This is a genomic window from Pseudomonas sp. B14-6 (assembly GCF_013260315.1).
In the GTDB taxonomy this organism is placed as follows: domain Bacteria; phylum Pseudomonadota; class Gammaproteobacteria; order Pseudomonadales; family Pseudomonadaceae; genus Aquipseudomonas; species Aquipseudomonas mandelii.
Genome location: NZ_CP053929.1, coordinates 4,935,337 through 4,961,943, shown reverse-complemented (window position 1 = coordinate 4,961,943; position 26,607 = coordinate 4,935,337). Strand labels below are relative to the sequence as shown.

Genomic DNA, 26,607 nt, shown 5'->3' with positions numbered 1-26,607 from the left:
TCCGTTTGCACAAGGGTTTAAGCAGGAATTGTTGCTCTAACGCTGGTCGTTCACACGCTCTGCGTGGGAGCGATCAGCAGCGCAAAAAAAACCCCGCTTTCGCGGGGTTTCTCGTCAGGCCAACTGAGGCTGCGCACTCAGTGGTTTGAGCGGTAGCAGCGGCGCATGGGGATCGGCTTTCACCGATTTGCGCCAGGCCGCCAGCCACTCGGGATGGCCTTCATTCCAGATCTGCTCATGCAAGCGAGCCAATGCCACCGGGTCGCTCAGCAATTGCACACGCTCATTGTTGTTCAGGCCGTCAGGCCCAACTTTCAAGGCGTGACGCACCCGCTCGATGCGCAACCATTCGATCGGCTCGGCCTGACCGTGACGCGAGGTCGCCAGCGAGCACGCCAAGGCGTTCTGCTGTGGATCGACCACCGCACGGATGAAACCGTCGTTCAGTGCATGCCAACGGTTTTCGTGGGTGTACTGATCGGTTGCCAGCAACGCCTGCGGCGGATTGTATTCCTCAGGGATCAGGAACAGGCTTTCGTCACGGGACTTGAGGCCCAGGCCGACACGACTGGAAATCACCGATACCGGGATCGACAGCATCAACGAACCGACGATCGGCACCAGCCACCACAGGAAGCTCGGGTTCAGCCAGACCACCAGCAGGGCCCAGAAGAAGCCCAGCAAGGTTTGCGGACCGTGGCGCTTGACCGCTTCGCTCCATGGCGTGGAGTCGTCGTCACGTTGTGGCGAATTCCAGGTCGCGGCCCAGCCGAGGAACGCGGCGAGGACGAAACGGGTGTGGAAAATCATCCGCACCGGCGCCAGCAGCATGGAGAACAACATCTCCAGCAGCATCGACAAGGTCACCTTGAACTTGCCACCGAACTCTTTCGCGCCCTTGGCCCAGATCAGGATGATGCTCAACAGCTTCGGCAGGAACAACAGCACAATCGTCGTCGAGAACAGCGCAATTGCTTTGTCCGGGTGCCATTGCGGCCACAGCGGATAGAGCTGACGCGGCTCAAGGAAGTACTGCGGTTCCATCAAGGTGTTGACCGCCAGCAGCGCCGTCGACAACACCAGGAAGAAGAACCATAACGGCGCCGACAGGTAAGACATCACGCCGGTCAGGAATACCGCACGGTGAACCGGGTGCATGCCCTTGACCAGGAACAGGCGGAAGTTCATCAGGTTACCGTGACACCAGCGACGATCACGCTTGAGTTCGTCCAGCAGGTTCGGCGGCAGTTCTTCGTAGCTGCCCGGCAAATCGTAGGCAATCCACACGCCCCAGCCGGCACGGCGCATCAGCGCAGCTTCGACGAAGTCGTGGGACAGAATCGCACCGGCAAAAGCACCTTTACCCGGCAACGGCGCCAAGGCGCAGTGCTCGATGAACGGCTTCATGCGGATGATCGCGTTGTGGCCCCAATAGTGGGATTCACCCAACTGCCAGAAGTGCAGGCCGGCGGTGAACAACGGACCGTACACGCGGGTAGCAAACTGCTGCATACGCGCATAAAGGGTGTCCATGCCCGACGCACGCGGCGCGGTCTGGATGATCCCGGCGTCCGGCGTGGCTTCCATCAAGCGCACCAGGCTGGTCAGGCAGTCACCGCTCATCACGGAGTCCGCGTCGAGCACGACCATGTACTTGTAGTCACCGCCCCAGCGACGGCAGAAGTCGTCGAGGTTGCCGCTTTTACGTTTCACACGACGGCGACGACGGCGATAGAAAATCTTGCCGAAACCCTTGGCTTCACGGCAGACGTCCAGCCAGGCTTGCTGCTCGGCCACGCAAATGTCCGCGTCATTACTGTCACTGAGGACGAAAAAGTCGAAGCGATCCAGGTCACCCGTGGCTGCAACCGACTCGAAGGTCGCACGCAAACCGGCAAACACCCGTGGCACGTCTTCGTTGCAGATCGGCATCACCAGTGCAGTGCGCGCGTCCTTGGCAATTGGCTCGTTGCCAGCACTTTTACCGGAGATCCGGTATTTGTCGTGGCCAGTGAGCAATTCGAGGAAGCCCATCAGCGCCGTCCAGAAACCGGCCGACACCCAGCAGAACAGAATCCCGAACAGAATCAGAATGCTGGTTTGCAGCGCATACGGCAGCACTTGCGTGACGGTTTTCAGGATCGGTTGGTGCAGAACCTCGTTCAGGTCGACGAACGACCAGCCCTGGTACGGCATGATGCCTTTCATGTACCAGCCGGCGACGATGGTCTGGCCAAGCATCAGGACCAGCAGAATGTAACGGCGGATCGAACCGACGGTGCGCCAGCGAGCCGCCGGCAGCACGTTCTCGTCCTTCGGCGGGGCCGGGGATTGGTGCGACCGGTCAGACGCCGCCAGCCACGCACCAGAATGTTGGTGCGCCACGGCTCCGGCACGACTTTGGTCCGACGGATCGGCGGGGTGGCCTTGAGGCAAACCCGACCACTGGCGTCGACCGCCAGCATTTCCGCTTCTTCCAGTTCTTCAGCAGTGCTCAGGGTCAGGCGACGGCCCACCGAGGCTTGGGCAGCCTCGGTCGGAGCGTCGAACGTCGAAGACGACAGACGTTGGTGCAATTCGCTGAAGGACTGGCAGCCCGCGAGTTCCGCGCGCTGCTGGTCGGTCATCGGTAGATGCGCCAGATACTCGGCAAGAGTCTCTGGCTGTAGTTGAGAATTACTCATCGGCAGGCAACTGGTAGCTCCAGGTCTCGGTCAGGACTTCTTCCGTCGCTGCCGATTCCGGTGTGGCTGGGGCCGCGTCCGCAGCAACAGGCTGCTTGGCGTCTTTGTTGTCCTTGTCCTTTTCCTTGGTATCGGCAACTGGCTTCGCGTCGGCCTGCTTGGCTTCGGCTTGCTTGGCGTCCTTGGCTTCCTTGTCCGCCTTCTCTTGTTGCTTGGCGGCCACTTTATCGGCCTTGGCAACCGAAGAGTTGGAGACTGGCAGCGAGTTCTTGGCGAGGTCGCCCGGCACGATGTTCTCGACCAGTGCCGCACGCATCTCGGTAGGCTTGCCCGGATCCTTGATTTTCATCCGCAGGGTCAGGCGCCAGCCCTTGGTTTCAGGGTTGTAGCGCACGCTGTTTTCGACCAGCTCGGCATTGTCGCCCACGCTGACCTGGCTGCGAACGTCCGCGGTTTCCGGCAGTGCTGCCAGGGACGGACCTTCGAAGTCCACCAGATAGGCAACGCTGCCATCCGGCTGACGGATCAGGTTGGACTGTTTCACGTCACCCGTGGAACGCAGGGTCTGTTGAACCCAGGCACTGTCCGGTGCGTGAAGGGCGGCTTCGTCGATGGTCCAGTGCATGCGATAGGCGACGTCCAGCGGCTGACCAGGCTCAGGCAGTTTTTCCGGGCTCCAGAACGCAACGATATTGTCGTTGGTTTCGTCGGCAGTCGGAATCTCTACCAGATCGACGGAACCCTTGCCCCAATCGCCTTTTGGTTCGATCCAGGCACTTGGGCGCTTGTCGTAGCGGTCGTCGAGGTCTTCGTAGTGGCTAAAGTCGCGGCCACGTTGCAGCAAGCCGAAACCACGCGGGTTTTCGATCGAGTAGTTGCTCACGGCCAAGTGTTTTGGATTATTCAGTGGACGCCAGATCCATTCGCCGTTGCCGGCATGAATCGACAGACCGCTGGAATCGTGCAATTCACGACGGTAGTTCAGCACTTTCGACGGCTGGTTGGCGCCGAACAGGAACATGCTGGTCAGCGGCGCAACGCCAAGCTTGGTGACCTTGTCACGCAGGAACATGCGGGCCTTGACGTCGACAATGGTGTCGCTGCCAGGACGCAGGGTCAGACGATAAGCACCGGTGGCACGTGGCGAATCCAGCAGCGCGAAGATCACCAGGTGTTTGTCACCCGGTTTTGGCCGTTGAATCCAGAATTCGGTGAAGCGCGGGAATTCTTCGCCGGACGGCAATGCGGTATCGATGGCCATGCCGCGAGCGGACAAGCCATAGGTGTGACCCTTGCCGACAACGCGGAAGTAGCTCGCGCCGAGCATGGTCATGATTTCGTCTTGCTTGTCGGCCTTGTTGATCGGGTAAAGCACACGGAAACCGGCATAACCCAGTTGTTCGGTAGCTTTAGGATCGAACTTCACATCGCCGAAATCGAAACGAGTTGGGTCGTATTTGATCTCTTCGACGGTGTTAGCCGTGATTTCGTTGATTTTCACCGGCGTGTCGAAGTGCATGCCCTGGTGATAGAACGAAAGCTTGAACGGGGTTTTCTGATCGGCCCACTCGGCTTTTTCAGTGCGGAAACGAATTTTTTGATAGTCCGCGAATTTCATTTCGCGGAATTCGTTCGGCAGGTTACTGCGCGGGGCTTCGTATTTTTGTCCGGCCAGCTCTTTCGCCTTGACCGATACATCCTCCAGATTGAATGCCCAAATCTGGCCGGCGCTGAGCAGGCAGAGCAGTGCTGAGCCCGCTACCAGAGCGCTTCGGAACCGTTTGGCAGTCAATTTTGGTGCATTACAGGGAGTAACAATCACGAGCAACCCTCGCCGAAAACAGATCAAAAAACCAACGGCCAGCTATCTATATGCCAGGTTGGCGAGCATTGTTCCGACTCCTATGGGGCTAAATGATTCCCCAACAGGTCTCGGACAAGTCTCTACCTAAGTCAAAATGGACCAACGAACGCTGATCCCCGTAGCGCGCGATTATCTAGTAGGCCGCGTTACAACGCATCAGGGGTAACAAAGTATTTATCGCGAAAAACCCCTGTTTTCAGTCGAAAAGCCCTGAAAAACATGTTTCAAGTGCTTTCACGTCTGTAACAGGAAGGTGACCGGGCCATCGTTGACCAGGTGCACCTGCATATCCGCGCCGAATCTACCTGATGCCACAGTGCCATGCACCTGTTTCGCTTTGCTTAATAAATAGTCGAAAAGCTCCTCGCCCAGGGCTGGAGGGGCAGCGGTCGAAAAACTCGGGCGCAACCCGCTCTTGGTGTCTGCGGCCAGGGTGAACTGCGAGACCAGCAGCAACCCGCCGCCTACATCCGCCAAAGACAGGTTCATCTTGCCCTCGGCGTCACTGAATACTCGATAGTTAAGCAGTTTATGCAGAAGTTTGTCGGCGCTGGCACGAGTATCCTCGGGCTCTACCGCCACCAGCACCAATAATCCCTGATCGACCGCCCCCACCACCTCCCCCGCTACCTCGACTCGCGCGCCATGCACGCGTTGCAGCAGGCCTTTCATGCTTCTTCGGGCGGCAGGTCGAGCAAGCGGCGAGCCATCTGCCCGGCGGCACGCACCAGTGCATCGGTGATGCCCGGCTCGGAGGCGGCGTGGCCGGCGTCGCGGATCACCTGGAGTTCACTGTTCGGCCAGGCCTGATGCAGTTCCCAGGCGTTGTCCAGTGGGCAGATCACGTCATAACGACCGTGGACGATCACGCCAGGCAAATGGGCGATCTTGCCCATGTCGCGAATCAGCTGGTTCGGCTCGAGGAAGGCATTGTTGGTGAAGTAGTGACATTCGATACGTGCGATGGACAATGCGCGCTGCGGCTCGGAGAAGCGATCGACTACCAGCGGATTCGGACGCAAGGTCGCGGTCCGGCCTTCCCAGGTGGACCAGGCCTTGGCCGCATGCATCTGGGCGATCTGATCGTTGCCGGTCAGGCGCTTGTGGAAAGCGCTGAGCAAGTCGCCGCGCTCATCCAATGGAATCGGCGCGACATAGTCCTGCCAGTAATCGGGGAACAGACGGCTGGCGCCACACTGGTAGAACCACTCGATTTCCTGCGGACGGCAGAGAAAAATCCCGCGCAGGATCAGACCGTGTACACGCTCCGGGTGGGTTTGCGCGTAGGCCAGCGCCAGGGTCGAGCCCCAAGAGCCGCCAAACAGCACCCATTTTTCGATGCCCAGGTGTTTGCGAATGCGCTCAAGGTCGGCGACCAGATCCCAGGTGGTGTTGTTTTCAAGACTGGCGTGGGGCGTGGAGCGCCCGCAACCGCGCTGGTCGAAGGTCACGATGCGGTACATGTTCGGATCAAAGTACCGTCGACTCTGGGCATCACACCCGGCACCGGGGCCGCCGTGGATGAACACCACCGGCAAACCTTCCGGTGAACCGCTTTCGTCGACATACAGGGTGTGAGTTTCATCGACGGCCAGATCGTGCCGGGCGTGGGGTTTGATCTGCGGGTACAAAGTCTGCATTGCGCGCTCCGTAAGGGGTCGAGGTCATCCCTGGGGGACTTCTATTATTCTGCCGTCCGGCATCATAAACCCGAATTACGCCAATGAGCATGCCCCTTGCAGCGTCATAACCTGTCAGCCAAAAACCCGAGCAGCGTTTCATACAGCAAGTCGACCTCGGCAACCTGGCCCCGGGCTCGCAAACAGCCATGAACCAGCCCTTCTCCATAGTAAAGCGTGGTGGGCACACCCGCGGCCTGGAGATGCTCGGCATAGAGCACGCCGTCATCGCGCAGCGGATCGAATTGCGCCACGGCAATCAATGCCGGCGGCAGCCCGCCGAAGTGTCCGGCGAGCAACGGCATCGCATAGGCGCCCGGCTGTCGGGTGCCGCGCAAGTACAGGGCGTGATAACAATCCACATCACTGCTGGCGAGCAATGGCGCGTCGATGCATTCGCTACGCGACGGCAACGAGCGATCACCGCCCAGCCCCGGATAGATCAAAACCTGCGCCGCCGGGACCGGCTCGCCCGCATCCCGCAGCGCCAGACACAACGCAGCAGCCAGATTGCCACCGGCACTGTCCCCCGCCACCAGCGTTCGTCCGGGATCAAGCCGAAAAGGTCCGCTTCGCAGCGCGCGCCAGACACCCAGGCAATCATTGAACGCCGCCGGAAAAGGATGTTCCGGCGCCAATCGGTAATCGACCGCGATCACCAGTGCGCCGAGTGTCGACGCCAGTTCGGCGCAGATGAAATCGTGGGATTCCAGATCCCCTACCACCCAACCACCGCCATGCAGATACACGATGCACGGTCCAACGCCGGTCGGAGGTGAAACCGGCGGCTGATAAGACCGCACCGACACGCCGGCCAACTCGAAATCGACCACGTAGAGCCCGGCGGGACGTGGCGGAGTGAACGCCCGGCACATCGCGCTGTAGGCCTGGCGCAAACCGTCGAGGCTGCTGTCGGTGCTGTTGAAGCTGACGGTTTTCTCGACGAATGCCGACATTTGTTCAGAAATCGGGTAAGGCTTCATGGGTCTGGTGCCCGTTCAGGAGATGGGGCCAACCCCTGTGAGAGCGAGCCCCGCTCGCGAAAGCGGAGTGTCAGTCAACATTGATGTCGACTGACACTCCGTCTTCGCGAACAGGCTCGCTCCCACAGGTTTTGCGTTTAGGGCTTCAAGCTGGCCAAAACGGTCGCCGCGCCCTCCTTGCCCTCAAAGCTGGTCACACCGGCCAGCCAGCGCTGAAGGTCTTCGGGATGATCACGCAGCCATTGCCGGGCAACGTCCTGAGGCGTCTTGCGCTCCATGATCGGCACCATCAACTGGCTTTCCTGAGCGGCGGTGAAAGTCAGGTTCTCCAGCAAACGGTTCACGTTCGGGCAACGTTCGGCATAGTCCGGGGACGTCACAGTCGAGACCGTCGCTGCGCCTTCGTTGGGGCCATAAACGTCTTCGCTGCCGGTCAGGTAGGCGATTTTCATGTTGATGTTCATGGGGTGCGGGGTCCAACCGACGAACACCACGAACTCCTTACGGTTCACCGCCCGCTGAACGGCCGCGAGCATGCCGGCCTCACCGGACTCGATCAGCTTGAAGTCTTTCAAGCCGAAGTGATTGGTCTCGATCATGGTTTTGATCGTGGTGTTGGCGCCACTGCCGGGCTCGATGCCATAGATCTTGCCGCCGAGCTTGTCTTTGAACTTGGCGATGTCAGCGAAGGTTTTCAGCCCGGCGTCCGCAACGTACTGAGGCACCGCGAGCGTTGCCTGCGCGTCGGCCAGGCTCGGCTTATCCAGGACCTTCACTTGTTTGGCATCGAGGAACGGCGCGATGTTCTTGTCCATCGCCGGTTTCCAGTAACCGAGGAAGATATCGAGGCGTTTGTCGCGGATGCCGGCAAAGATGATTTGCTGCACGGCGCTGGTTTGCTTGCTTTCGTAGCCGAGGCCGTTGAGCAATACGTCAGCCATGCCGCTGGTGGCGATCACGTCGGTCCAGTTGACCACGCCCATGCGCACGGCCTTGCAGGACGCGTCGTCACTGGCCAGGACGCTAGTGCTCAGAAGAGCGGTGCCGCAGAGGATTGAGAGACAGCGGGTGAACAAACCTTTGGTGCTTGTCATAGAGAGCGTTCTCGTGCGGCAGATTATTGTGAGGGCCGGTGTCTTCTTGCACCGTGACCAGCACATTACGCAGCGTCGAGAGGGTAAAAGCGAACTGTAGCGACCGAGATTTGCACGGTGGCGACCGTTCCGCTCAGGTAGCGAGACCAACCCCACCCTGTGGCGAGGGAGCTTGCTCCCGCTGAGTTGCGAAGCAGTACCCAACCCATTCAACCGAGTGTTATCAGATACACCCGACTCGCCGGGTTTACGACGGCTTCGCCGCCGAGCGGGAGCAAGCGCCCTCGCCACAAAAGCGCGCTCCCACAGGGTTATGCGTTGTAGTGCTTTTGGCCCCAGGCCAGCAGACCTTGCAGCAATTCCTTGAGCACAACCTGCGTCGGCGCCGCCAGGTCCGGGCGATAGCGAAACGGCTCAAACTCTTCCATGTACGTGCACTGCCCTAGCTCCAGTTGCACCGCATGAATGTTTTCGGCCGGGTTGCCGTAATGCCGGGTGATGTGGCCGCCCTTGAAGCGACCGTTCAGCACGTGGCTGTAATCGGTGTGCCTGGCGCAGATCGCTTCCAGCTGAGTAGCCAACTGTGGATCGCAACTGGCGCCGTTGAAGGTGCCGAGGTTGAAGTCCGGCAGCTTGCCGTCGAACAGGTGCGGGATGATCGAGCGGATCGAATGCGCATCGAACAGCAGCGCGTAGCCGAACTCGGCTTTGAGTCGCGCCAGTTCGTTCTGCAGGGTGGTGTGATACGGCGTCCACACCTGCTCCAGATACGTCGCTCGTTCCGCCGCCGACGGTTCCATCCCTTCACGGAACAACGGAATACCGTCGAACAGCGTCGCCGGATACAGACCGGTGGTGGCGCCGACATACAGCGGCTTGTCGTCAGACGGACGGTTCAAGTCGATGACGAAGCGCGAGTACTCGGCAGCCAATGTACTGGCGCCCAGTTCGGCAGCGAACTCATAAAGTTGGGGAATGTGCCAGTCCGTGTCCGGCAGGCTGCGCGCATCGGGGATCAACCCGGCTTCCACCGCCGGAGTCAGGCGCAGGCCGGCGTGGGGCATGCTGATCAGCAGCGGCACGCGGCCTTGTTTGAAGTTCAGAACCTTATCCACAACTGCTCTCCTAAACGCTCGTTTCGACGCCGTGACGCACGACGCGTTTTTCCAGGTCACCGCCCAGCCAGTACGACAGATCGGCGGGACGATCGATTTGCCAGGCGACGAAATCCGCGACCTTGCCGGCTTCCAGCGAACCGTGAGTATCAGCCATGCCCAGCGCGGTGGCGGCATGAATGGTCGCGCCCGCCAAGGCTTCTTCCGGGGTCATGCGGAAACAGGTGCAGGCCATGTTCAGCATCAAGCGCAACGACAGTGCCGGTGACGTGCCGGGGTTGAGGTCGCTGGCGATGGCGATTTTCACGCCGTGTTTGCGCAGGGCATCCATCGGTGGCAACTGGGTTTCACGCAGGAAGTAAAACGCACCGGGTAGCAGCACCGCGACGGTGCCGGATCTGGCCATGGCGATGGCGTCGTCTTCGGTCATGAATTCCAGGTGATCGGCCGACAGAGCGTGGTAACGCGCCGCCAGGCTCGAACCGTGCAGCGACGACAATTGCTCGGCGTGCAGCTTCACCGGCAGACCCAGTTCTTGTGCGGTGATGAACACCCGCTCGACCTGTGTCGGCGAAAAGGCCAGGTATTCGCAGAACGCGTCCACAGCATCCACCAGCCCTTCGGCGGCCAGGGCCGGGAGCATTTCAGCGCAGATGTGATCGATGTAGTCGTCGGCGCGATCCGCATATTCCGGTGGCAACGCATGAGCGGCCAGGCACGTGCTGCGCACGCTGACCGGCAGTTCGGCGCCGAGACGACGGATGACTCGCAGGATCTTGCGTTCACTGGCCAGGTCGAGGCCGTAGCCGGATTTCATTTCGACCGTGGTCACGCCGTCGCGCATCAGGCTTTTCAGACGCTTGGCGGCGCTGGCGAACAGCTCATCTTCGGTCGCTGCACGGGTGGCGCGCACGGTGCTGGCGATGCCGCCACCGGCTGCTGCAATTTCCGCGTAGCTGACACCTTTCAGGCGCTGTTCGAATTCACCGCTGCGGTTACCGCCGAACACCGTGTGGGTGTGGCAGTCGATCAGGCCCGGGGTGACCCAGGCCCCTTTCAAATCGTTGACGGCGGGGTACTCGCCCGACGGCAGTTCACTGCGCGGGCCGACCCACTCAATGTGCGCACCGGACGTCACGATGGCCGCATCCTCGATGATCGAGTAGACGCCTTGCGCCATGGTTGCGACGTGGCAGTGTTGCCAGAGAGTTTTCATCCCGAGTTCCTCGTCTTTGATCGTTCCCACGCTCCACGTGGGAATGCCTCTAGGGACGCTCTGCGTCCGGTGACGCGGAGCGTCACGGGCTGCATTCCCACGCAGAGCGTGGGAACGATCGGTGGGTGGGGGTTAAAGGCTCGGCAAAAGCCTGGCCGACACCAGTTCATTCAGGCAACGCGTGGCCAACAGTTCAGTCGCCGCATTGATGTCCGGCGCAAAGAAGCGATCCTTCTCATAGAACGGCACTTCTTTACGCAGAATCCCACGGGCGTTTTCCAGCTTCGCCGAAGTCTTCAGACCTTCACGCAAATCCAGCCCCTGAACCGCCGCCAACCATTCCACCGCCAACACACCGCGCGTGTTTTCAGCCATTTCCCACAAGCGCTTGCCGGCAGCCGGTGCCATCGATACGTGATCTTCCTGGTTCGCGGAAGTCGGCAGGCTGTCCACCGAATGCGGATGGGACAACGCCTTGTTCTCGCTAGCCAGTGCCGCCGCAGTCACCTGGGCGATCATGAAACCGGAGTTCACCCCGCCATTGGCCACCAGGAACGGCGGCAGTTGCGACATGTGCTTGTCCATCATCAGCGAGATGCGACGTTCGCTCAGGGAACCGATTTCAGCGATGGCCAGGGCCATGTTGTCAGCGGCCATGGCCACCGGTTCGGCGTGGAAGTTACCACCGGAGATCACATCGCCTTCAGCGGCGAAGACCAGAGGGTTATCGGAAACGGCGTTGGCTTCGACGGCCAGCACTTCGGCCGCCTGACGGAACTGAGTCAGGCAGGCGCCCATGACTTGCGGCTGGCAGCGCAGGGAGTACGGGTCCTGGACCTTTTCGCAGTTCTGATGCGAGTCGGATACTTCACTGCGCTCGCCCAGCAGATCACGGTAGGCGGCAGCGGCGTCGATCTGGCCTTTCTGGCCACGGGCGGCGTGGATGCGGGCGTCGAACGGCGAACGCGAACCCAGCACGGCTTCGACCGTCAGGGCACCAATCGCCACGGCACCGGCGAACAGATCTTCGCCTTCGAACAGACCGCGCAGCGCATAAGCGGTCGACACCTGAGTGCCGTTGAGCAGCGCCAGGCCTTCTTTCGCCGCCAGGGTCAACGGCGTCAGGCCGGCGACTTTCAGTGCTTCAGTCGCTTCCATCCACTCGCCTTTGTAGCGGGCCTTGCCTTCACCCAGCAACACCAGGGACATGTGCGCCAAAGGCGCCAAATCGCCGGACGCACCGACTGAACCTTTCAATGGAATGTGCGGGTAAACCTCGGCGTTGATCAGCGCGATCAACGCGTCAATCACGACGCGGCGAATGCCGGAGAAACCACGGCTCAGGCTGTTGACCTTGAGCACCATGACCAACCGCACCAGCGCGTCGCTGATCGGCTCGCCGACACCGGCGGCATGGGACAGCACCAGCGAGCGCTGCAGGTTTTCCAGGTCTTCGCTGGCGATGCGGGTCGAAGCCAGCAGGCCAAAACCGGTGTTGATGCCGTAGGCGGTGCGGTTCTCGGCGAGGATCTGTTCCACGCAGGCAACGCTGGCTTCGATCTGCTTTGATGCACTGTTGTCGAGGGTGATTTTGACCGGCTGCTGATAGATATCACGCAGTTGGGCAAGGCTCAGTTGGCCGGGAATCAAATTTAGCGCAGTCACTTTTATTCTCCTTTTGAGAGTCTTTTTGTTAACTAACCAGACGCTCCGGAAATGTCCGTTGTCCGTCGCTTCCCGCCTCGTGGGGGCTGGCGCCTTGGCACGCTGGTTTGATGTAGGAATCAGTTGAGGTTCGGTAAAGCCTTGTGCAGCAAAATCGGATCTTTCAACACGCCGGCAGCGGCGGCGATGTCCGGCGCCAGCCAGCGGTCCTGGTCGTAGGCCGGGACGCGTTCACGCAGCAGACGCCAAGCGGCATCGGTGCCTGCGCCAAAACGCTGTTCCTTGAGAAATTCAAACGCCTGGGCCGCCAGCAGGTACTCGATGGCGAGGATCTGCGTGCAGTTTTCCAAGGCACGATGCAGCTTCAGCGCCGCGTTGGTGCCCATGCTCAAGTGGTCTTCCTGCAAGCCCGAGGTGACGTAGTTGTCGAGCACGGCCGGTTGCGCCAATTGGCGATTTTCCGCGCACAGCGAGGCGGCGACGTACTGGACAATCATCATCCCGGAGTTCACCCCGGGGTTGGCCACCAAAAACGCTGGCAGGCCGCTGACGTGCGGGTTGATCAAGCGGTCCAGGCGACGCTCGGCGATGGAGCCGATTTCGGCCATGGCGATGGCCAGCAAATCCGCCGCCAGCGCGACCGATTGGCCATGCGGGTTGGCTTGGGACATGACACGGAAGTTGTCTGGCGTACCCAGCAGCAACGGGTTGTCGGTACAGCCGTTGAGTTCGGTTTCGATCTGGCGGATCGCGTGCGTCAGTTGATCCCGTGCAGCACCGTGGACTTGCGGGATTGAACGGATGCTCAGCGCATCCTGCGTGCGAATGCCTTTGCTCGATGCAATCACTTCACTGCCATCCAGCAACGCTCGCAGATTGATGCCGACCTGCTGCATGCCCGGATGCGGTTTGAGCGCGATGATCTCGGCATCGAACGCCGCGATCTGGCCACGCTGGGCTTCGAAGCTCATGGCGCCGATCACGTCGGCCCATTGCACCAGGCGCGTCGCATCGGCAATCGCCAGACAGCTGAGGCCGGACATGCACGGCGTGCCGTTGACCAGGCACAAGCCATCTTTGGCACCCAACTGAACCGGTTGCAGACCTTCTTCGGCCAGGGCTTGCTGGGCGGAAACGATCTGCCCGCGATAACTCACATTACCGACGCCCAACAGCGCGATGCTGATATGGGCCATGTGGGTCAGGTAACCGACCGAACCCTGGGACGGCACTTGCGGGGTGATGCCGCGATTGAGCAGCGCCAGGAGGGCTTCGACCACCCGGCGATGAATGCCGGATTTGCCATGGCTGTAATTCAGGATCGCTGCGCAGAGAATTGCACGGGTCTGCTCGTCGGCCAGCGGAGCGCCGACGCCACAAGCGTGGCTGAGCAAGGTGTTGCGCGACAGTTGGCTCAGTTGTTCGTCTTTGAGCGAGACGTTGCACAACGCACCCAGGCCCGTGTTGACGCCATACGCTCGCTCGCCACTGGCGACGATGCGCTGAACGATCGCCTGGGCATTCTCGATCCGCGCCCAGGCCTGGGCCGACAGCTCAAGCTGAGCGCCATGACGGGCGACGGCAACCACATCCTGCCAACGCAACGGGGCGTCGGCGATAACGATTTTTTCAGCCTGGGACATCTTTGACCTCTTGCGTAAAACCTGAATATTGTTGCAGCTCTACCGGCCTCTTCGCGGGCAAGCCTCGCTCCTACAGGATTCAGGTTTGCCGTCCAATGCAGGAACGACTCAAAACCTGTAGGAGCGAGGCTTGCCCGCGAAGGGGTCAGCACAACCGCCGCAAACCTTTAAACCACCGCCGCCCGACGCTGGACGAACCGGTCCACATACTCATCCGCCGGCGAATGCAGGATCTCTCTCGGCGTGCCCACCTGGATCAGGCGGCCGTCCTTGAGGATCGCGATGCGGTTACCTATGCGCACGGCCTCATCGAGGTCGTGGGTGATAAAGACGATGGTCTTGTGCAGGGTCTTTTGCAGTTCCAGCAACTGGTCCTGCATCTCAGCGCGGATCAACGGATCAAGCGCACTGAAGGCCTCGTCCATCAGGATGATGTCGGTGTCTGCCGCCAGGGCGCGGGCCAGGCCCACACGCTGACGCATGCCGCCCGAGAGCTGGTGCGGGTATTTGTTTTCGTAGCCTTTCAGGCCCACGGTATTGATCCAGTGCAGCGCACGCTCGGAGCACATTTGCTTGCTCTCGCCACGCACTTTCAGGCCGTAGGCGACATTGTCGATCACGGTCTTGTGCGGCAGCAGGCCGAAGCTCTGGAACACCATGCTGATCTTGTGCCGGCGAAATTCGCGCAGGGCTTCCATGTCGTATTGCAGGATGTCCACGCCGTCCACCAGGATCGCGCCGCTGGTGGGGTCGATCAGGCGGTTGAAGTGGCGCACCAGGGTCGATTTGCCGGAACCCGACAGGCCCATGATCACGAAGATCTCGCCGGTGCCGATGCTCAACGACAAGTCGTTCACGCCGACCACGCAGCCGGTTTCGGCCAGCACCTGATCCTTGGTTTTGCCCTGGCCAATCATGCCCAGCGCGTCCTTGGAGCGGTTGCCGAAAATCTTGAAGACGTTTTTGACTTCGATTTTGCTCACGGTTGCGTCGTTCATTTGCTCACCTCATGCCGTGGCCGACCATACGCCTGAGTAATGCGGTCGATGACCACTGCCAGAATCACGATCGCCAGACCGGCTTCCAGGCCACGTCCGACGTTGAGGGTCTGAATCCCCACCAACACGTCTTCACCCAAGCCACGGGCGCCAATCATCGAGGCAATCACCACCATCGACAGGGCCATCATGGTGGTCTGGTTGATCCCGGCCATGATGCTCGGCAGGGCCAGCGGCAGTTGCACGCCAAACAGTTGCTGCCAGCGGTTGGCACCGAAGGCGTTGATCGCTTCCATCACTTCACCGTCCACCTGGCGGATGCCCAGGTCGGTCAGGCGGATCAGCGGTGGCGCGGCGTAGATCACGGTAGCGAAAATCGCCGGCACCTTGCCCAGGCCGAACAGCATCAGCACCGGGATCAGGTACACGAAACTCGGCATGGTCTGCATGATGTCCAGCAAAGGCATCAGCACCGAACGCAGGCGATTACTGCGTGCCGAGAGAATGCCCAGCGGGATGCCGATCAGCACCGAAATGACCGTGGCCACCATCATCAGCGCCAGGGTCTGCATTAGCTTGTCCCAGAGGCCGACCGCACCCACCAGGAACAGCAGGCCGACGATGACTGCCGTGGTCACCACTTTACGAGTCGCGTGCCAGGCAACGCCCGCCACGATGGCCAGCATCAGCCACCAGGGCGCCGCACGCAGCAACCCTTCAAGATTGACGATGGCCCACAACAGGGTGTCGGAGATATGCCGGAACACATCGCCGTAGTTGGTGACCAGCGAATCGACCCAACCGTTGACCCAGTCGGCGATGGAAAAGGTAAAGCTTTCGGGAAACATAAGAGACTCTCAATCAAGGGGTTGCGATCAAGCACCCGACTGCCGTTGCCGACAGTCGGAGAGGCCCAACCTACAAGGCCGCGTCGATTTTCTTGGCTGCGTCTTCGCTTACCCATGCGTGCCAGACTTCAGGATGTTCCTTCAAGAAGATCTTGGCCAGTTTTGGCGACTCGATCCGCTCTTTGGCCATGCGCCCGAGGTTCTGGTTGAGCAGGTCGATCGGCAGGTTGACCTTTTCCAGCACCGCCACCAGTTCCGGGGCTTGCTCGTGGAACGTCTTGGACAGGCCGACCTTGATGGTCACTTCCTTGTTCACGCCTGGTTTCTCTTCAAGTTTGACCAGGTCAACCTGGCCCATCAGCGGGGTGGGCGACCAGTAGTAGAACAGGATCGGCTCTCCACGCTTGTAGCTCGACAGCACCGCGGCATCCAGCGCCGGGCCGGTGCCCGGACGGAAGTTGGTGTAGGTGCTTTCCAGGCCGTAGCTTTTCAGCATTTCGCTGTTGTCGAGTTCACAGGTCCAGCCGGCCGGGCAGTTGTAGAAACGGCCCTTGGAAGGCTCTTCCTGGTCCTTGAACACGGCGGCGTATTTACCCAGGTCGGCGATTGCTTTCAGGTCCGGGGCCTTGGGCTCCAGCTTGCGCTTGGCGTCGCCTTCGATCACGTAGCGCGGCACGTACCAGCCTTCGATTGCGCCAACGACCGGAGCACCGACACCGACAACCTTGCCGGCCTTCTCGGCCTTGTTCCAGACTTCGCTGCGGCCAACCCACTCTTCGGCGAACACTTGAATGTCGTTGCTGCTCAGGGCGTTTTCCATGGTGATGGAGTTGCCCGGCAGGCTGTCGGTCTTACAGTCGTAGCCCTTCTCCAACACGATTTGCATCACGTCGGTCAGCAGCATGCCGCTTTCCCAGTTCAGGCCGGCGAACTTCACCGGTTTGCCCGACTCGCACCAACCGGCAGCCTGAGTGGCGCCGGCGCTGGCGAGCAGGCCCATGGACAGCAATGTGGTCAGCAGGGTCTTGTTCGATTTCATTGTAGTGACGCTCCTAATCATGAATTGGCTTACGGCAGTCAAGAGGCATCCAGCCCTGTCCACGTCCAATCAGGCCTGCGCCGCAGCGCGACCAGCCCCACTTGTTTTTTGTTGTACAACGCTGTCCTGCTCAACCGGCAGAATCAGGTGATCGGGTACCGAGCCGTGCCATTTTTTCGCACAGACGTAGTACAGGGCTGCGGGAAGCACCAGACCGATGATCCAGGAAATATCCACACCACCCAGGGCTTCCACCAGCGGACCGGTATAGAACTTGGTGGCGATGAACGGCAGTTGTACCAGCACACCGAAGACATAGATGCTGATGCCGAGTGGGTTCCAACGGCCATAGCGACCCTTCGGATCGGCCAGCGCCGGCACGTCATAACGCTCGCGAGTGATGCAGTAGTAGTCCACCAGGTTGATCGCACTCCATGGCGTAAAGAACGCCAGCAGGAACAGGATGAAGGACTTGAACGCACCGAGGAACGAGTGCTGACCTAGCAACGCGATCAGGGTGGCGGTACCGACGATGAACAGCACGAACACCAGACGTTGCAAGCGCGATACCTGCAGGTGACCACGGAAACCGCTGAAGATGGTCGCAATGCACATGAAGCTGCCGTAGGAGTTCAGCGTGGAGATGGTGACCTTGCCGAACGCGATACTGAAATACAGCAGCGCAGCGGTGGCACCGGTGCCGCCCAGACCCACGATATAGGCCACTTCGTGGCCGGCGAATTGTCCGTTGGCCGAAGCGGCGGCAAACACGCCGAGGATCATCGCCACCTGTGCACCAATCACCGAACCCGCGCCAGCGGCGAAAAAGGTTTTCACCGAGGAAGTCTTGCTCGGCAGGTAGCGCGAGTAGTCAGCCACGTAAGGACCGAAGGCGATCTGCCAGGATGCCGCGAGGGACACCGCAAGCAGGAAGCTGCTCCAGCTGAAGTGGCGGATTTGCAGGAGTGCACCCACATCAGTCTGGCTCATCAGACGGCTGAACAGATAAACAAAGGCAATCACGCCGATGACGCTGGCGACACGGCCGATGAAATGGATCACCCGATAACCGAGTACCGTGACCAGCACGATGACGCTGGCGAAGATGAGGATACCGACGCTGTCGCTGACGCCAAACAACTGGCCCAGCGCCTGGCCGGAAAGCACGGTTCCCGTTGCGGTGAAGCCCAGGTACATCAGGCAGACCAGCACGATTGGGATGGCCGCACCATAAACGCCGAACTGTACGCGGCTGGAGATCATCTGCGGCAGGCCAAGTTTTGGCCCTTGCGCTGCATGCAACGCCATCACGCCACCGCCCAGCAGTTGACCGATCAGCAGACCGATCAGCGACCAGAACACATCACCGCCCAGCACCACGGCGAGCGCCCCGGTGACAATCGCGGTGATCTGCAGGTTGGCACCCATCCACAGGGTGAACTGGCTTAACAGACGACCGTGTCTTTCCGCTTCCGGGATGTAGTCGATCGAACGTGTCTCGATCAACGGTTTACTGCCTGCACGATCGTCATTAACAGCCATTGTTCAACCTCTGTGGATTGTTTGTCGGTGTTGGTGATCCCTGTAGGAGCGAGCGATGCGGGGCGCCGCATCGCTCGCTCCTACAGGTTTTGCATCAGGCCAAAGCCTGTTTTATTTGCCGGTAATCATTGGCAGGTTCAACCCTTGTTCCTTGGCGCAGTCGATCGCGATCTGGTAACCGGCATCGGCGTGACGCATGACACCGGTGGCCGGGTCGTTGTGCAGGACGCGAGCGATACGCTCGGCCGCTTCGTCAGTACCGTCGCAGACAATCACCATGCCCGAATGCTGGGAGAAGCCCATTCCGACGCCGCCGCCGTGGTGCAGGGAAACCCAGGTCGCGCCGCTCGCAGTGTTGAGCAAGGCGTTGAGCAGTGGCCAGTCGGACACGGCGTCGGAGCCATCCTGCATCGATTCGGTTTCGCGGTTCGGGCTGGCGACCGAACCGGAGTCCAGGTGGTCGCGACCGATCACGATCGGCGCGGACAACTCGCCGCTGCGCACCATTTCGTTGAACGCCAGACCCAGCTTGGCGCGCTGGCCCAGGCCAACCCAGCAGATTCGGGCCGGCAGACCCTGGAAGCTGATGCGCTCGCGGGCCATGTCCAGCCAGTTGTGCAGGTGGGCGTCGTCCGGGATCAGTTCTTTGACCTTGGCGTCGGTCTTGTAGATGTCTTCAGCGTTACCCGACAGTGCAGCCCAACGGAATGGACCGATGCCGCGGCAGAACAGCGGACGGATGTAAGCCGGTACAAAACCCGGGAAGTCGAATGCGTTCTCGACGCCTTCTTCTTGCGCCATCTGACGGATGTTGTTGCCGTAGTCGAAGGTCGGAATACCCATTTTCTGGAATTCGAGCATCGCTTTAACGTGCACGGCCATCGATTGCTTGGCGGCTTTGACCACGGCAGCAGGCTCGGTCTTGGCGCGAGCGCGGTACTCTTCCCAGGTCCAGCCGGCCGGCAGGTAACCGTTGAGCGGGTCGTGGGCGCTGGTCTGGTCGGTGACCATGTCCGGGCGCACGCCGCGCTTGACCAGTTCCGGCAGGATTTCTGCCGCGTTACCCAGCAGCGCGATGGAAATCGCCTTGCCTTCCTTGGTGTACTTGGCGATGCGGGCCAGCGCGTCGTCGAGGTCGGTGGCTTGTTCATCGACATAGCGGCTGTTCAGGCGGAAATCGATGCTCACCTGCTGGCATTCGATGTTCAGCGAGCAAGCACCGGCCAGGGTTGCAGCCAGAGGCTGAGCGCCACCCATGCCGCCGAGGCCTGCGGTCAGGACCCAACGACCTTTCAGGTCATCGTTGTAATGTTGGCGACCGGCTTCGACGAAGGTTTCGTAAGTGCCCTGGACGATGCCCTGGCTGCCGATGTAGATCCAGCTGCCGGCGGTCATCTGGCCGTACATGGCCAGGCCTTTGGCGTCGAGTTCGTTGAAGTGCTCCCAGCTCGCCCAGTGTGGCACCAGGTTGGAGTTGGCGATCAGCACGCGCGGAGCATTGGTGTGTGTCTTGAACACGCCGACCGGCTTGCCGGATTGCACCAGCAGGGTCTCGTCGTCATTCAGGTTGGTCAGGCTTTCGACGATCTTGTCGTAGCATTCCCAGTTACGCGCCGCACGACCGATACCACCGTAAACCACCAGTTCTTTAGGGTTCTCGGCAACTTCCGGGTCGAGGTTGTTCATCAGCATGCGCAGCGGTGCTTCGGTCAGCCAGCTCTTGGCGGTCAGCTTGTTACCGCGGGCGGCACGGATTTCAACATCACGGTATTTAGTAGGTTTCTGGGTATTGTCAGTCACGAAAAAGACTCCTCAGCGATCAATCCAAACCAACCCTGGCGGTGGGTCAGCCAGCCTGTGCGCACTGTTGCGCCACAAGCGAATCAGTGGACGTTGCGAGGAGTCTCGGTCGACTCATACGCATACGTCTTTACTTGTACATACAAGCATATGCAATCAAGCGGCCAACTTGTTGGAGGGGCGTTCAAGAAAAGTTTTAAACGGGCTGGAAAGCGCCTGGATCAAGGGTTCTGGCAACGATGAAATTTTTCGGGGGATTTTGCGAGGGGGGTGACTGCTGTTACTTGGGCATGGTTTTGCGCCACGCTGGGGCGTTCGGTAACAAAGTGGTGCGCAGTTTCGAATCAGTTGATCGCTCCCAAGCTCTGCGTGGGAACGATCAGTGGTGGTATTGGATCAGCGTGCAGTCAGCTCGATCACACAGCACGGGCCGTTACTGGAAACTTCCAGCAGGCCGGTGTTACCACCGAGTTGCAGGCAATCATGGCGACCGAGTTGCGAGGCGCTGTTGCCGACCTTCACGACAAGCTCGTCAGTGACACTAAATATGAGCACGGTGCCAGCCGAGCTGAAAAACTGCTGCTCACCGGCCAGCCACTGCAACCGCGCGTAGTAACGCTGGGGCGCATAAATCAGGTTGAAGTCGCGAATCGGCCCGCCCAGCAAGGTGCAGGTCACGTGGCTTTCGCCGCTGAACGCAAAAGGCTCCAACGGTAACAATGGAGGCGTGTCCTGGCCGTCAACCCGCAAGGTCATACCGTCGCCTTGCAACACGGTGATCACCCGCTCATAGCCGGCGAACGTCGAGAATCCGCCGGACTCGCCGATATCGGCAATCGACAGGCGCCAGCCGAAGCCGTCAAGCCCGGTCCCCGCATCGCGGGTGATTTCTTCGGTGCTGCCACCGCCGTTTTTCCACGGCATTCGCGGGTAATCTTTTGCGCGTAGAACCTTCGTTGCATTCATTTATGAAACCGACCTTCCAGACGATGACGGGAACCAGGGTGAATCAAACGGGCGGCGGTTACCGGCTGGCGGCCGGACCAGGTGCGGCGACGAATCAGCAGGCACGGCTCGCCCTTTTCAATCTGCAGCAATTTGCACTCTGAGGCCTCGGCCAGAATCGCCTCGACCACGTGCTCGCCTTCGGTCAGCGGCGCGACCTGGTTCAGGTAGGCGTAAGGCGTTTGCAGGGTGAAGTCCTGCTTGAGGTAGTCCGGCGCCACCAGCGCGTTGACGAAACGGTCTTCGATTTGCACCGGAATGTCGTTTTCGAAATGCACGATCAGCGAATGGAAAACCCGCTGGCCTTCGCGCATGTCCAGCGCCAAAGCGCGCTCGGAACCGGCGGCCTCTTCTTCGAGGGTGATCACCTTGCAGGTATGGCGATGGCCACGGGAGGCGATTTCGTCGGCGATGTTGTGCACTTCAAACAGCGCGGACTGGCTTTTCGGCTCGGCGACGAACGTGCCGACACCTTGCATGCGCACCAGCAGACCGTCGGCGGTCATCTCGCGCAGGGCGCGGTTGATGGTCATGCGGCTGAAACCGAGTTGGCTGACCAGCTCGCTTTCCGACGGAACGCGGTAGTGCGGCGGCCAGTTTCCACTGTCGATTTGCTGGGTGATCATCTGTTTGACGCGGGCGTACAAGGGCGCCGGACTGTCGCCCATGTTCGCGGCCAACGGTGACACTGGGGGCGGAGTCGGCACGGTTAATCCTTGGTCGTCTGTTAGAAGTCGCTAGCTTGCCGGAGTTTACCGAGCAGGCAAACGTCTGTATATGTATATACAAATAACACACGATGGGGTTCTGAACCATGTCCGCCTTCTTTGCCGAACGCGCGCTGCTGCCTAGTGGATGGGCCAACAATGTACGTCTTGAGGTCAGCGCCGAGGGCGTTTTGACCCATATCCAGGCCGATTCCAACGCAGATGGCGCCGAACGGCTGAGCGGTCCGCTGCTGCCGGGGATGCCGAATCTGCATTCCCACGCCTTCCAGCGGGCCATGGCCGGGCTGGCGGAAGTGGCGGGCAATCCGAATGACAGTTTCTGGACCTGGCGCGACTTGATGTATCGCCTCGTCGGAAAAATCAGCCCGGATCAACTCGGCGTCATCGCCCGTCAGCTGTACATCGAAATGCTCAAGGCCGGTTACACCTCGGTCGCGGAATTTCATTATGTGCATCACGACACCAACGGCCAGCCTTACGCTGATCCGGCCGAACTGGCGCTGCGCATCAGCCAGGCGGCCAGTTCCGCCGGTATCGGTCTGACCTTGCTTCCGGTGCTTTACAGCCATTCCGGTTTCGGCGGCCAGGCGCCGAACGACGGTCAGCGCCGCTTCATCAACAGCACCGAGAACTACCTCACGCTTCAGTCGCGTTTGCAGCCGATCCTGGCGCAGCAACCGGCGCAGTCGCTGGGCTTGTGTTTCCACTCGTTGCGCGCGGTAACGCCGCAACAGATCAGCGAAGTGCTGGCGGCCAGCGACAAGCAGTGCCCAGTGCACATTCATATCGCTGAACAGCAGAAGGAAGTCGATGACTGCCTGAGTTGGAGCGGTCGTCGTCCTCTGCAATGGCTGTACGAAAACACCGAGGTCGACCAGCGCTGGTGCCTGGTCCACGCGACCCATGCCAATCCGGAAGAAGTCACGTTGATGGCCAAGAGTCGCGCCATCGCCGGTCTGTGCCTGACCACCGAAGCCAACCTCGGCGACGGGATTTTTCCGGCGGTGGATTTCCTCGCGCAGGGTGGACGCATGGGTATCGGGTCCGACAGCCATGTGTCATTGAGCGTTGTGGAAGAGTTGCGTTGGCTGGAATACGGCCAGCGCCTGCGCGATCAGCGGCGTAATCGGCTGTATGGCGCGGATCAGCCGATGGTTGGCCGCACGCTATATGACGCTGCGCTGGATGGCGGCGCTCAGGCGCTCGGGCAGCCGATCGGTGCACTGGAAGTTGGTAAACGTGCGGATTGGCTGGTGCTGGACGGCAACGATCCGTACCTGGCAACGGCCAGCGGTGACGGGATTCTCAATCGTTGGTTGTTTGCCGGCGGCGATCGCCAGGTACGCGATGTGCTGGTCAATGGCCAGTGGGTGGTGCGTGGCGGGCGTCATGCAGCAGAAGAAGAAAGCAATCGGGCGTTTACCCAAGTCCTGCGCGACCTCCTGGGCTGACACAAACGAAATGTGGGAGCGAGCCTGCTCGCGACAGGGCGATCAAATTCAACAGAAGTGTTGACTGATACTCCGCTATCGCGAGCAGGCTCGCTCCCACATTTGTTCTTTACTAGCCGTCAGTTCGAGGTCTTGGCCATCTGCGTATCCGACGCGCGCCAGATCAGCCGCGTAGTGTCGTAGCCTTGCTGACGCGCCTTGCTCAGCAGTTCTTCACGCACTACACCGTTGACCGTCGGCGTGCGCGACAGCAGCCACAGGTACTTGCGGCTCGGGTCACCGACGATGGCGGTCTTGTAATCGTCGCTGACGTAAAGCACCCAGTATTCCCCCTTCGCCACACCTGGCAGCAAGCGCGAGAACCAGGTATCGAACTCGACCCACAACTTGTCGGTCTTGCCCGGCACTTGTGGATAAGCCGTGCCCTTGGCCTCTTCCCATTGCCAGTCCGCCGTCAGGCAGCGGTTCAGCACCTGCACCTTGCCGTCAGGATTGAGCGTGTAATGGGCTTCGGATTGTGCGCAGTTGCGTTGGAAATACATCGGCAGGCGGGCCAACTCGTACCAGGTGCCCTGGTATTTCTTGAGATTGACGCTGTTGACGGTTTTCGGCGCCAACGGATCTGTGCCAGAAGTGGCGCAGCCGGCCAATACCAGGCCGGCAAAAAGGAGTATCAATAACCGCTTCATTGTTTTTCTCCCGTGGGCGCGTAGCCCCGGATTACTTCAGGCCTTGGCCGGAAAACATCAGTACTTTGTCACCGGCGTACTGCACGCTGATAAAGCTGTTCTTGTCACCCCAGGTGCAACTGGACATGCCGAGCGCGCCCGAGCAATCAGTGGCTTTACCCAACAAGGCTTCAACCTCTGCCTTGGGCATGCCGGCCGACAGTTTCGAATAGTTTTCCTGATTGACCTTGCTGCATGCGGCCAACAACACGCAGAACGAGAGCAGGGCGATAGAACGCAGCGACATGGTGTAGCTCCTGGTGCGAGGGGGGAATGGCATGGCTGCCAAGCAGAAGCTTAGAAGAGAAAACCCCCATCTGGTTCCCCGACCGCCCGGCTATTTATCGGGCCGCTCGTCTGCCTTTTTTCGAAAAATCAGCAACTTTCCTGCGCCGCTGAGTATTTCATCGGTTTTCGCAAAAACACGCCTAATCTTTGGCGCTGGCCAGTCGACATAGAAGCAGCGCAAAGCCCTCGACTGTGGCAAATTGACGCCCCCTCGCTGACCAGCCCCTCCGCGGTAGTGCACTTAATGACCAGAAACATGAAATTCAGCCACAAGATCCTGCTGGCAGCCGCCCTCGTGGTCGCTGTTGCGTTTGCCTGCTTCATCCTGTTCAACGACTACCGTCAGCGCCAGACCTTGCGCAGCAGTACCGAATCCTCGATGCAGGAACTCGGCAGCCTGACCACCCGCAACATCCAGACCTGGCTGGAAAGCCGCATCCAGTTGCTGCAATCGTTGTCCCAGCAGATCACAGTGGACGGCAGCACACCCGCCAGCCTCAAACGCGCCATCGACTTGCCGGCCTACACCGGCAACTTCCAGCTGAGCTACTTCGGTGGCACTGACGGCGTGATGTTCTCGATCCCGGCGGGCAATCGTGCGGCAGACTACGATCCTCGCGCACGTGGCTGGTACAAGGCGGCCAACAGCGCGCAACAGACCATCGTCACCGAACCGTACATCGCCGCCTCGTCCGGCAAACTGGTGATCACCGTGGCCACGCCGGTGCAGCATCAGAGCCAGATGATCGGCGTTGCCGGTGCGGACATCGACCTGTCGAGCGTCAGCGCAATCATCAACTCGCTGAACTTCGGCGGTCACGGCCACGCGTTCATCGTCAGCGCCGACGGCAAGATCCTGATCCACCCGGACAGCAAACTGGTGCTCAAGAGCCTCGCCGAGGCCTACCCGAACGGCGCACCAAAAGTCAGCCCGGGCATGAAAGAAGTCGAGCTCGACGGCAAGACCCAGTTCATTTCCTTTACCCACGTCAACGGTGTGCCCTCGGCCGACTGGTACGTGGCGCTGGTGCTGGACCAGGACACCGCGTTCTCGATGCTCAGCGAATTCCGTACCTCGGCGATCATTGCCATGGTCATCGCCGTAGTCATCATCATCGCGTTGTTGGGCATGTTGATCAGCTTTCTGATGCAGCCGCTGCTGACCATGGGCCGCGCCATGCATGACATCGCCGAAGGCGAAGGTGACCTGACCAAACGCCTGACCATCCACGGCCACGATGAATTCGGTGCCTTGGGCACCTCGTTCAACCGCTTCGTGGAACGTATTCACACCTCGATCCGCGAAGTGTCCTCGGCCACCGGCCAGGTCAACGAAGTTGCCTTGCGTGTGGTTGCCGCGTCGAATTCGTCAATGTTCAATTCCGATCAGCAAGCCTCGCGCACCAGCAGCGTGGCTGCAGCGATCAACGAACTGGGCGCTGCCGCCCAGGAAATCGCCCAGAACGCCGCCCTCGCCTCCCAGCATTCGAGCGATGCCCGCGCGTTGGCCGAAGAAGGTCAGCAAGTGGTGGATAAAACCATCGCGGCGATGCAGCAGCTCTCGGCGAAGATCAGCGATTCGTGCGGCAACATCGAAACGCTCAACAGCAACACGGTGAACATCGGGCAGATCCTGGAAGTGATCACCAGCATCTCGCAGCAGACCAATTTGCTGGCATTGAACGCCGCCATCGAAGCTGCCCGCGCCGGTGAAGCCGGACGTGGTTTTGCCGTGGTTGCGGACGAAGTGCGCAACCTCGCCCATCGCACTCAGGATTCGGCGCAGCAAGTGCAAAAGATGATCGAGGAACTGCAAGTCGGCGCCCGGGAAGCGGTGAGCACCATGACCGACAGCCAGCGCCAGAGCGAAAGCAGCGTCGGCATCGCCAACCAGGCCGGTGAGCGTCTGGGCAGCGTGACCCAGCGTATTGGGGAGATCGACGGGATGAACCAGTCCGTGGCGACCGCGACTGAAGAGCAGACCGCTGTGGTGGAGTCGATCAATGTCGACATTACCGAGATCAATACCTTGAACCAGGAAGGGGTGGAGAACTTGCAGTCGACATTGCGTGCATGTGCGGACCTTGAGCAGCAGGCGGCACGGTTGAAGCAGTTGGTGGGCAGCTTCCGGATTTAAGCGGCTTTCACTGGCCCCATCGCCAGCAGGCTGGCTCCCACAGGGGATTGTGAACGACACAAACCCAATGTGGGAGCCAGCCTGCTGGCGATGGCGGCAT

The 26,607-nt window shown here is 60.3% G+C and carries 20 protein-coding genes and 2 pseudogenes; 3 read left to right on the top strand and 19 right to left on the bottom strand.

The window, feature by feature from the left end:
* Positions 1-114 precede the first annotated feature (114 nt).
* The 17 genes and pseudogenes from mdoH to hutC all read right to left on the bottom strand — a co-directional run bounded on the left by mdoH (position 115) and on the right by hutC (position 21,843).
* Positions 115-2,684: pseudogene (mdoH, locus tag HP062_RS22715) on the bottom strand (glucans biosynthesis glucosyltransferase MdoH).
* Positions 2,677-4,506 (bottom strand): glucan biosynthesis protein G, encoded by a 1,830-nt coding sequence (locus HP062_RS22710; protein WP_010464497.1) that lies wholly within the window; start codon positions 4,504-4,506, stop codon positions 2,677-2,679. Before HP062_RS22710 ends, mdoH begins: the two are co-directional and overlap by 8 nt.
* 276 nt (positions 4,507-4,782) lie before the next feature.
* On the bottom strand, positions 4,783-5,220 hold the full coding sequence (gene dtd / locus HP062_RS22705) for a D-aminoacyl-tRNA deacylase (RefSeq protein ID WP_010464499.1): 438 nt from the start codon (positions 5,218-5,220) through the stop codon (positions 4,783-4,785).
* Complete coding sequence (gene pip, locus HP062_RS22700; protein WP_010464501.1) at positions 5,217-6,188, bottom strand: prolyl aminopeptidase; 972 nt, start codon at positions 6,186-6,188, stop codon at positions 5,217-5,219. Before pip ends, dtd begins: the two co-directional genes overlap by 4 nt.
* 104 nt (positions 6,189-6,292) lie before the next feature.
* The gene (locus HP062_RS22695) at positions 6,293-7,210 is read right to left on the bottom strand and encodes an alpha/beta hydrolase (RefSeq protein WP_172792057.1); all 918 of its coding nucleotides are present in this window, start codon (positions 7,208-7,210) and stop codon (positions 6,293-6,295) included.
* Positions 7,211-7,347: 137 nt separating this feature from the next.
* A complete protein-coding gene (locus tag HP062_RS22690; RefSeq protein ID WP_077747605.1) occupies positions 7,348-8,304 on the bottom strand; it encodes a choline ABC transporter substrate-binding protein in 957 nt (318 codons plus the stop codon).
* A gap of 311 nt (positions 8,305-8,615) precedes the next feature.
* Complete coding sequence (hutG, locus tag HP062_RS22685) at positions 8,616-9,419, bottom strand: N-formylglutamate deformylase (RefSeq protein WP_010464507.1); 804 nt, start codon at positions 9,417-9,419, stop codon at positions 8,616-8,618.
* A gap of 10 nt (positions 9,420-9,429) precedes the next feature.
* Entirely contained in the window at positions 9,430-10,635 is a 1,206-nt protein-coding gene (gene hutI / locus HP062_RS22680) for an imidazolonepropionase (RefSeq protein WP_172792056.1), read from the bottom strand.
* Between the two features lie 132 nt (positions 10,636-10,767).
* Positions 10,768-12,300 carry a histidine ammonia-lyase gene (gene hutH / locus HP062_RS22675; protein WP_010464511.1) on the bottom strand — a complete coding sequence of 511 codons (1,533 nt, stop codon included), beginning with the start codon at positions 12,298-12,300 and terminating at the stop codon, positions 10,768-10,770.
* A gap of 119 nt (positions 12,301-12,419) precedes the next feature.
* A complete protein-coding gene (gene hutH, locus HP062_RS22670) occupies positions 12,420-13,943 on the bottom strand; it encodes a histidine ammonia-lyase (RefSeq protein ID WP_169857534.1) in 1,524 nt (507 codons plus the stop codon).
* A gap of 167 nt (positions 13,944-14,110) precedes the next feature.
* On the bottom strand, positions 14,111-14,941 hold the full coding sequence (locus HP062_RS22665; RefSeq protein WP_010464516.1) for a glycine betaine/L-proline ABC transporter ATP-binding protein: 831 nt from the start codon (positions 14,939-14,941) through the stop codon (positions 14,111-14,113).
* Positions 14,938-15,789 (bottom strand): proline/glycine betaine ABC transporter permease, encoded by an 852-nt coding sequence (locus HP062_RS22660; RefSeq protein WP_010464518.1) that lies wholly within the window; start codon positions 15,787-15,789, stop codon positions 14,938-14,940. Before HP062_RS22660 ends, HP062_RS22665 begins: the two co-directional genes overlap by 4 nt.
* Positions 15,790-15,859: 70 nt before the next feature.
* The gene (locus HP062_RS22655; RefSeq protein ID WP_010464521.1) at positions 15,860-16,828 is read right to left on the bottom strand and encodes an ABC transporter substrate-binding protein; all 969 of its coding nucleotides are present in this window, start codon (positions 16,826-16,828) and stop codon (positions 15,860-15,862) included.
* Between the two features lie 69 nt (positions 16,829-16,897).
* Positions 16,898-18,370 (bottom strand): cytosine permease, encoded by a 1,473-nt coding sequence (locus tag HP062_RS22650; RefSeq protein WP_172792055.1) that lies wholly within the window; start codon positions 18,368-18,370, stop codon positions 16,898-16,900.
* Between the two features lie 111 nt (positions 18,371-18,481).
* Positions 18,482-20,170: a urocanate hydratase gene (hutU, locus tag HP062_RS22645; RefSeq protein ID WP_010464525.1), complete on the bottom strand. Its 1,689-nt coding sequence runs from the start codon at positions 20,168-20,170 to the stop codon at positions 18,482-18,484.
* A gap of 396 nt (positions 20,171-20,566) precedes the next feature.
* Complete coding sequence (locus tag HP062_RS22640) at positions 20,567-21,136, bottom strand: HutD family protein (RefSeq protein WP_145309868.1); 570 nt, start codon at positions 21,134-21,136, stop codon at positions 20,567-20,569.
* Positions 21,133-21,843, bottom strand: coding sequence for a histidine utilization repressor (hutC, locus tag HP062_RS22635; RefSeq protein ID WP_154505298.1), 711 nt, complete (start codon positions 21,841-21,843; stop codon positions 21,133-21,135). Before hutC ends, HP062_RS22640 begins: the two co-directional genes overlap by 4 nt.
* 146 nt (positions 21,844-21,989) lie before the next feature.
* On the opposite strand from hutC, the gene HP062_RS22630 reads away from it, so the two are divergent.
* Positions 21,990-23,354, top strand: a complete 1,365-nt coding sequence (locus tag HP062_RS22630; RefSeq protein ID WP_172792054.1) for a formimidoylglutamate deiminase — start codon at positions 21,990-21,992, stop codon at positions 23,352-23,354.
* Positions 23,355-23,473: 119 nt separating this feature from the next.
* Here the strand turns inward: HP062_RS22630 and HP062_RS22625 are convergent, their stop codons facing one another.
* Both HP062_RS22625 and HP062_RS22620 read right to left on the bottom strand, forming a co-directional pair.
* Positions 23,474-24,043 carry a lipocalin family protein gene (locus tag HP062_RS22625; RefSeq protein ID WP_010464533.1) on the bottom strand — a complete coding sequence of 190 codons (570 nt, stop codon included), beginning with the start codon at positions 24,041-24,043 and terminating at the stop codon, positions 23,474-23,476.
* A 31-nt stretch (positions 24,044-24,074) separates the two neighbouring features.
* Positions 24,075-24,329, bottom strand: coding sequence for a hypothetical protein (locus HP062_RS22620; RefSeq protein ID WP_010464535.1), 255 nt, complete (start codon positions 24,327-24,329; stop codon positions 24,075-24,077).
* Between the two features lie 285 nt (positions 24,330-24,614).
* Between HP062_RS22620 and HP062_RS31550 the strand changes: the two are divergent.
* Together HP062_RS31550 and HP062_RS31545 are read left to right on the top strand one after the other, a co-directional pair.
* A pseudogene (locus HP062_RS31550) lies at positions 24,615-25,601 on the top strand (cache domain-containing protein); the annotation flags it as partial.
* Between the two features lie 141 nt (positions 25,602-25,742).
* Complete coding sequence (locus HP062_RS31545; protein ID WP_370655188.1) at positions 25,743-26,507, top strand: methyl-accepting chemotaxis protein; 765 nt, start codon at positions 25,743-25,745, stop codon at positions 26,505-26,507.
* Positions 26,508-26,607 lie beyond the last annotated feature (100 nt).

Excerpts from the sequence above, each read along its gene's own strand:
- HP062_RS22640 (WP_145309868.1), bottom strand. The coding sequence starts at position 21,136 with ATGAATGCAACGAAGGTTCTACGCGCAAAAGATTACCCGCGAATGCCG.
- hutI (WP_172792056.1), bottom strand. The coding sequence starts at position 10,635 with ATGAAAACTCTCTGGCAACACTGCCACGTCGCAACCATGGCGCAAGGC.
- HP062_RS22665 (WP_010464516.1), bottom strand. The coding sequence starts at position 14,941 with ATGAACGACGCAACCGTGAGCAAAATCGAAGTCAAAAACGTCTTCAAG.
- hutH (WP_169857534.1), bottom strand. The coding sequence starts at position 13,943 with ATGTCCCAGGCTGAAAAAATCGTTATCGCCGACGCCCCGTTGCGTTGG.
- dtd (WP_010464499.1), bottom strand. The coding sequence starts at position 5,220 with ATGAAAGGCCTGCTGCAACGCGTGCATGGCGCGCGAGTCGAGGTAGCG.
- HP062_RS22625 (WP_010464533.1), bottom strand. The coding sequence starts at position 24,043 with ATGAAGCGGTTATTGATACTCCTTTTTGCCGGCCTGGTATTGGCCGGC.
- pip (WP_010464501.1), bottom strand. The coding sequence starts at position 6,188 with ATGCAGACTTTGTACCCGCAGATCAAACCCCACGCCCGGCACGATCTG.
- hutC (WP_154505298.1), bottom strand. The coding sequence starts at position 21,843 with ATGGGCGACAGTCCGGCGCCCTTGTACGCCCGCGTCAAACAGATGATC.
- HP062_RS22650 (WP_172792055.1), bottom strand. The coding sequence starts at position 18,370 with ATGGCTGTTAATGACGATCGTGCAGGCAGTAAACCGTTGATCGAGACA.
- HP062_RS22690 (WP_077747605.1), bottom strand. The coding sequence starts at position 8,304 with ATGACAAGCACCAAAGGTTTGTTCACCCGCTGTCTCTCAATCCTCTGC.
- HP062_RS22660 (WP_010464518.1), bottom strand. The coding sequence starts at position 15,789 with ATGTTTCCCGAAAGCTTTACCTTTTCCATCGCCGACTGGGTCAACGGT.
- HP062_RS22630 (WP_172792054.1), top strand. The coding sequence starts at position 21,990 with ATGTCCGCCTTCTTTGCCGAACGCGCGCTGCTGCCTAGTGGATGGGCC.
- HP062_RS22695 (WP_172792057.1), bottom strand. The coding sequence starts at position 7,210 with ATGAAGCCTTACCCGATTTCTGAACAAATGTCGGCATTCGTCGAGAAA.
- HP062_RS31545 (WP_370655188.1), top strand. The coding sequence starts at position 25,743 with ATGTTCAATTCCGATCAGCAAGCCTCGCGCACCAGCAGCGTGGCTGCA.
- HP062_RS22620 (WP_010464535.1), bottom strand. The coding sequence starts at position 24,329 with ATGTCGCTGCGTTCTATCGCCCTGCTCTCGTTCTGCGTGTTGTTGGCC.
- HP062_RS22655 (WP_010464521.1), bottom strand. The coding sequence starts at position 16,828 with ATGAAATCGAACAAGACCCTGCTGACCACATTGCTGTCCATGGGCCTG.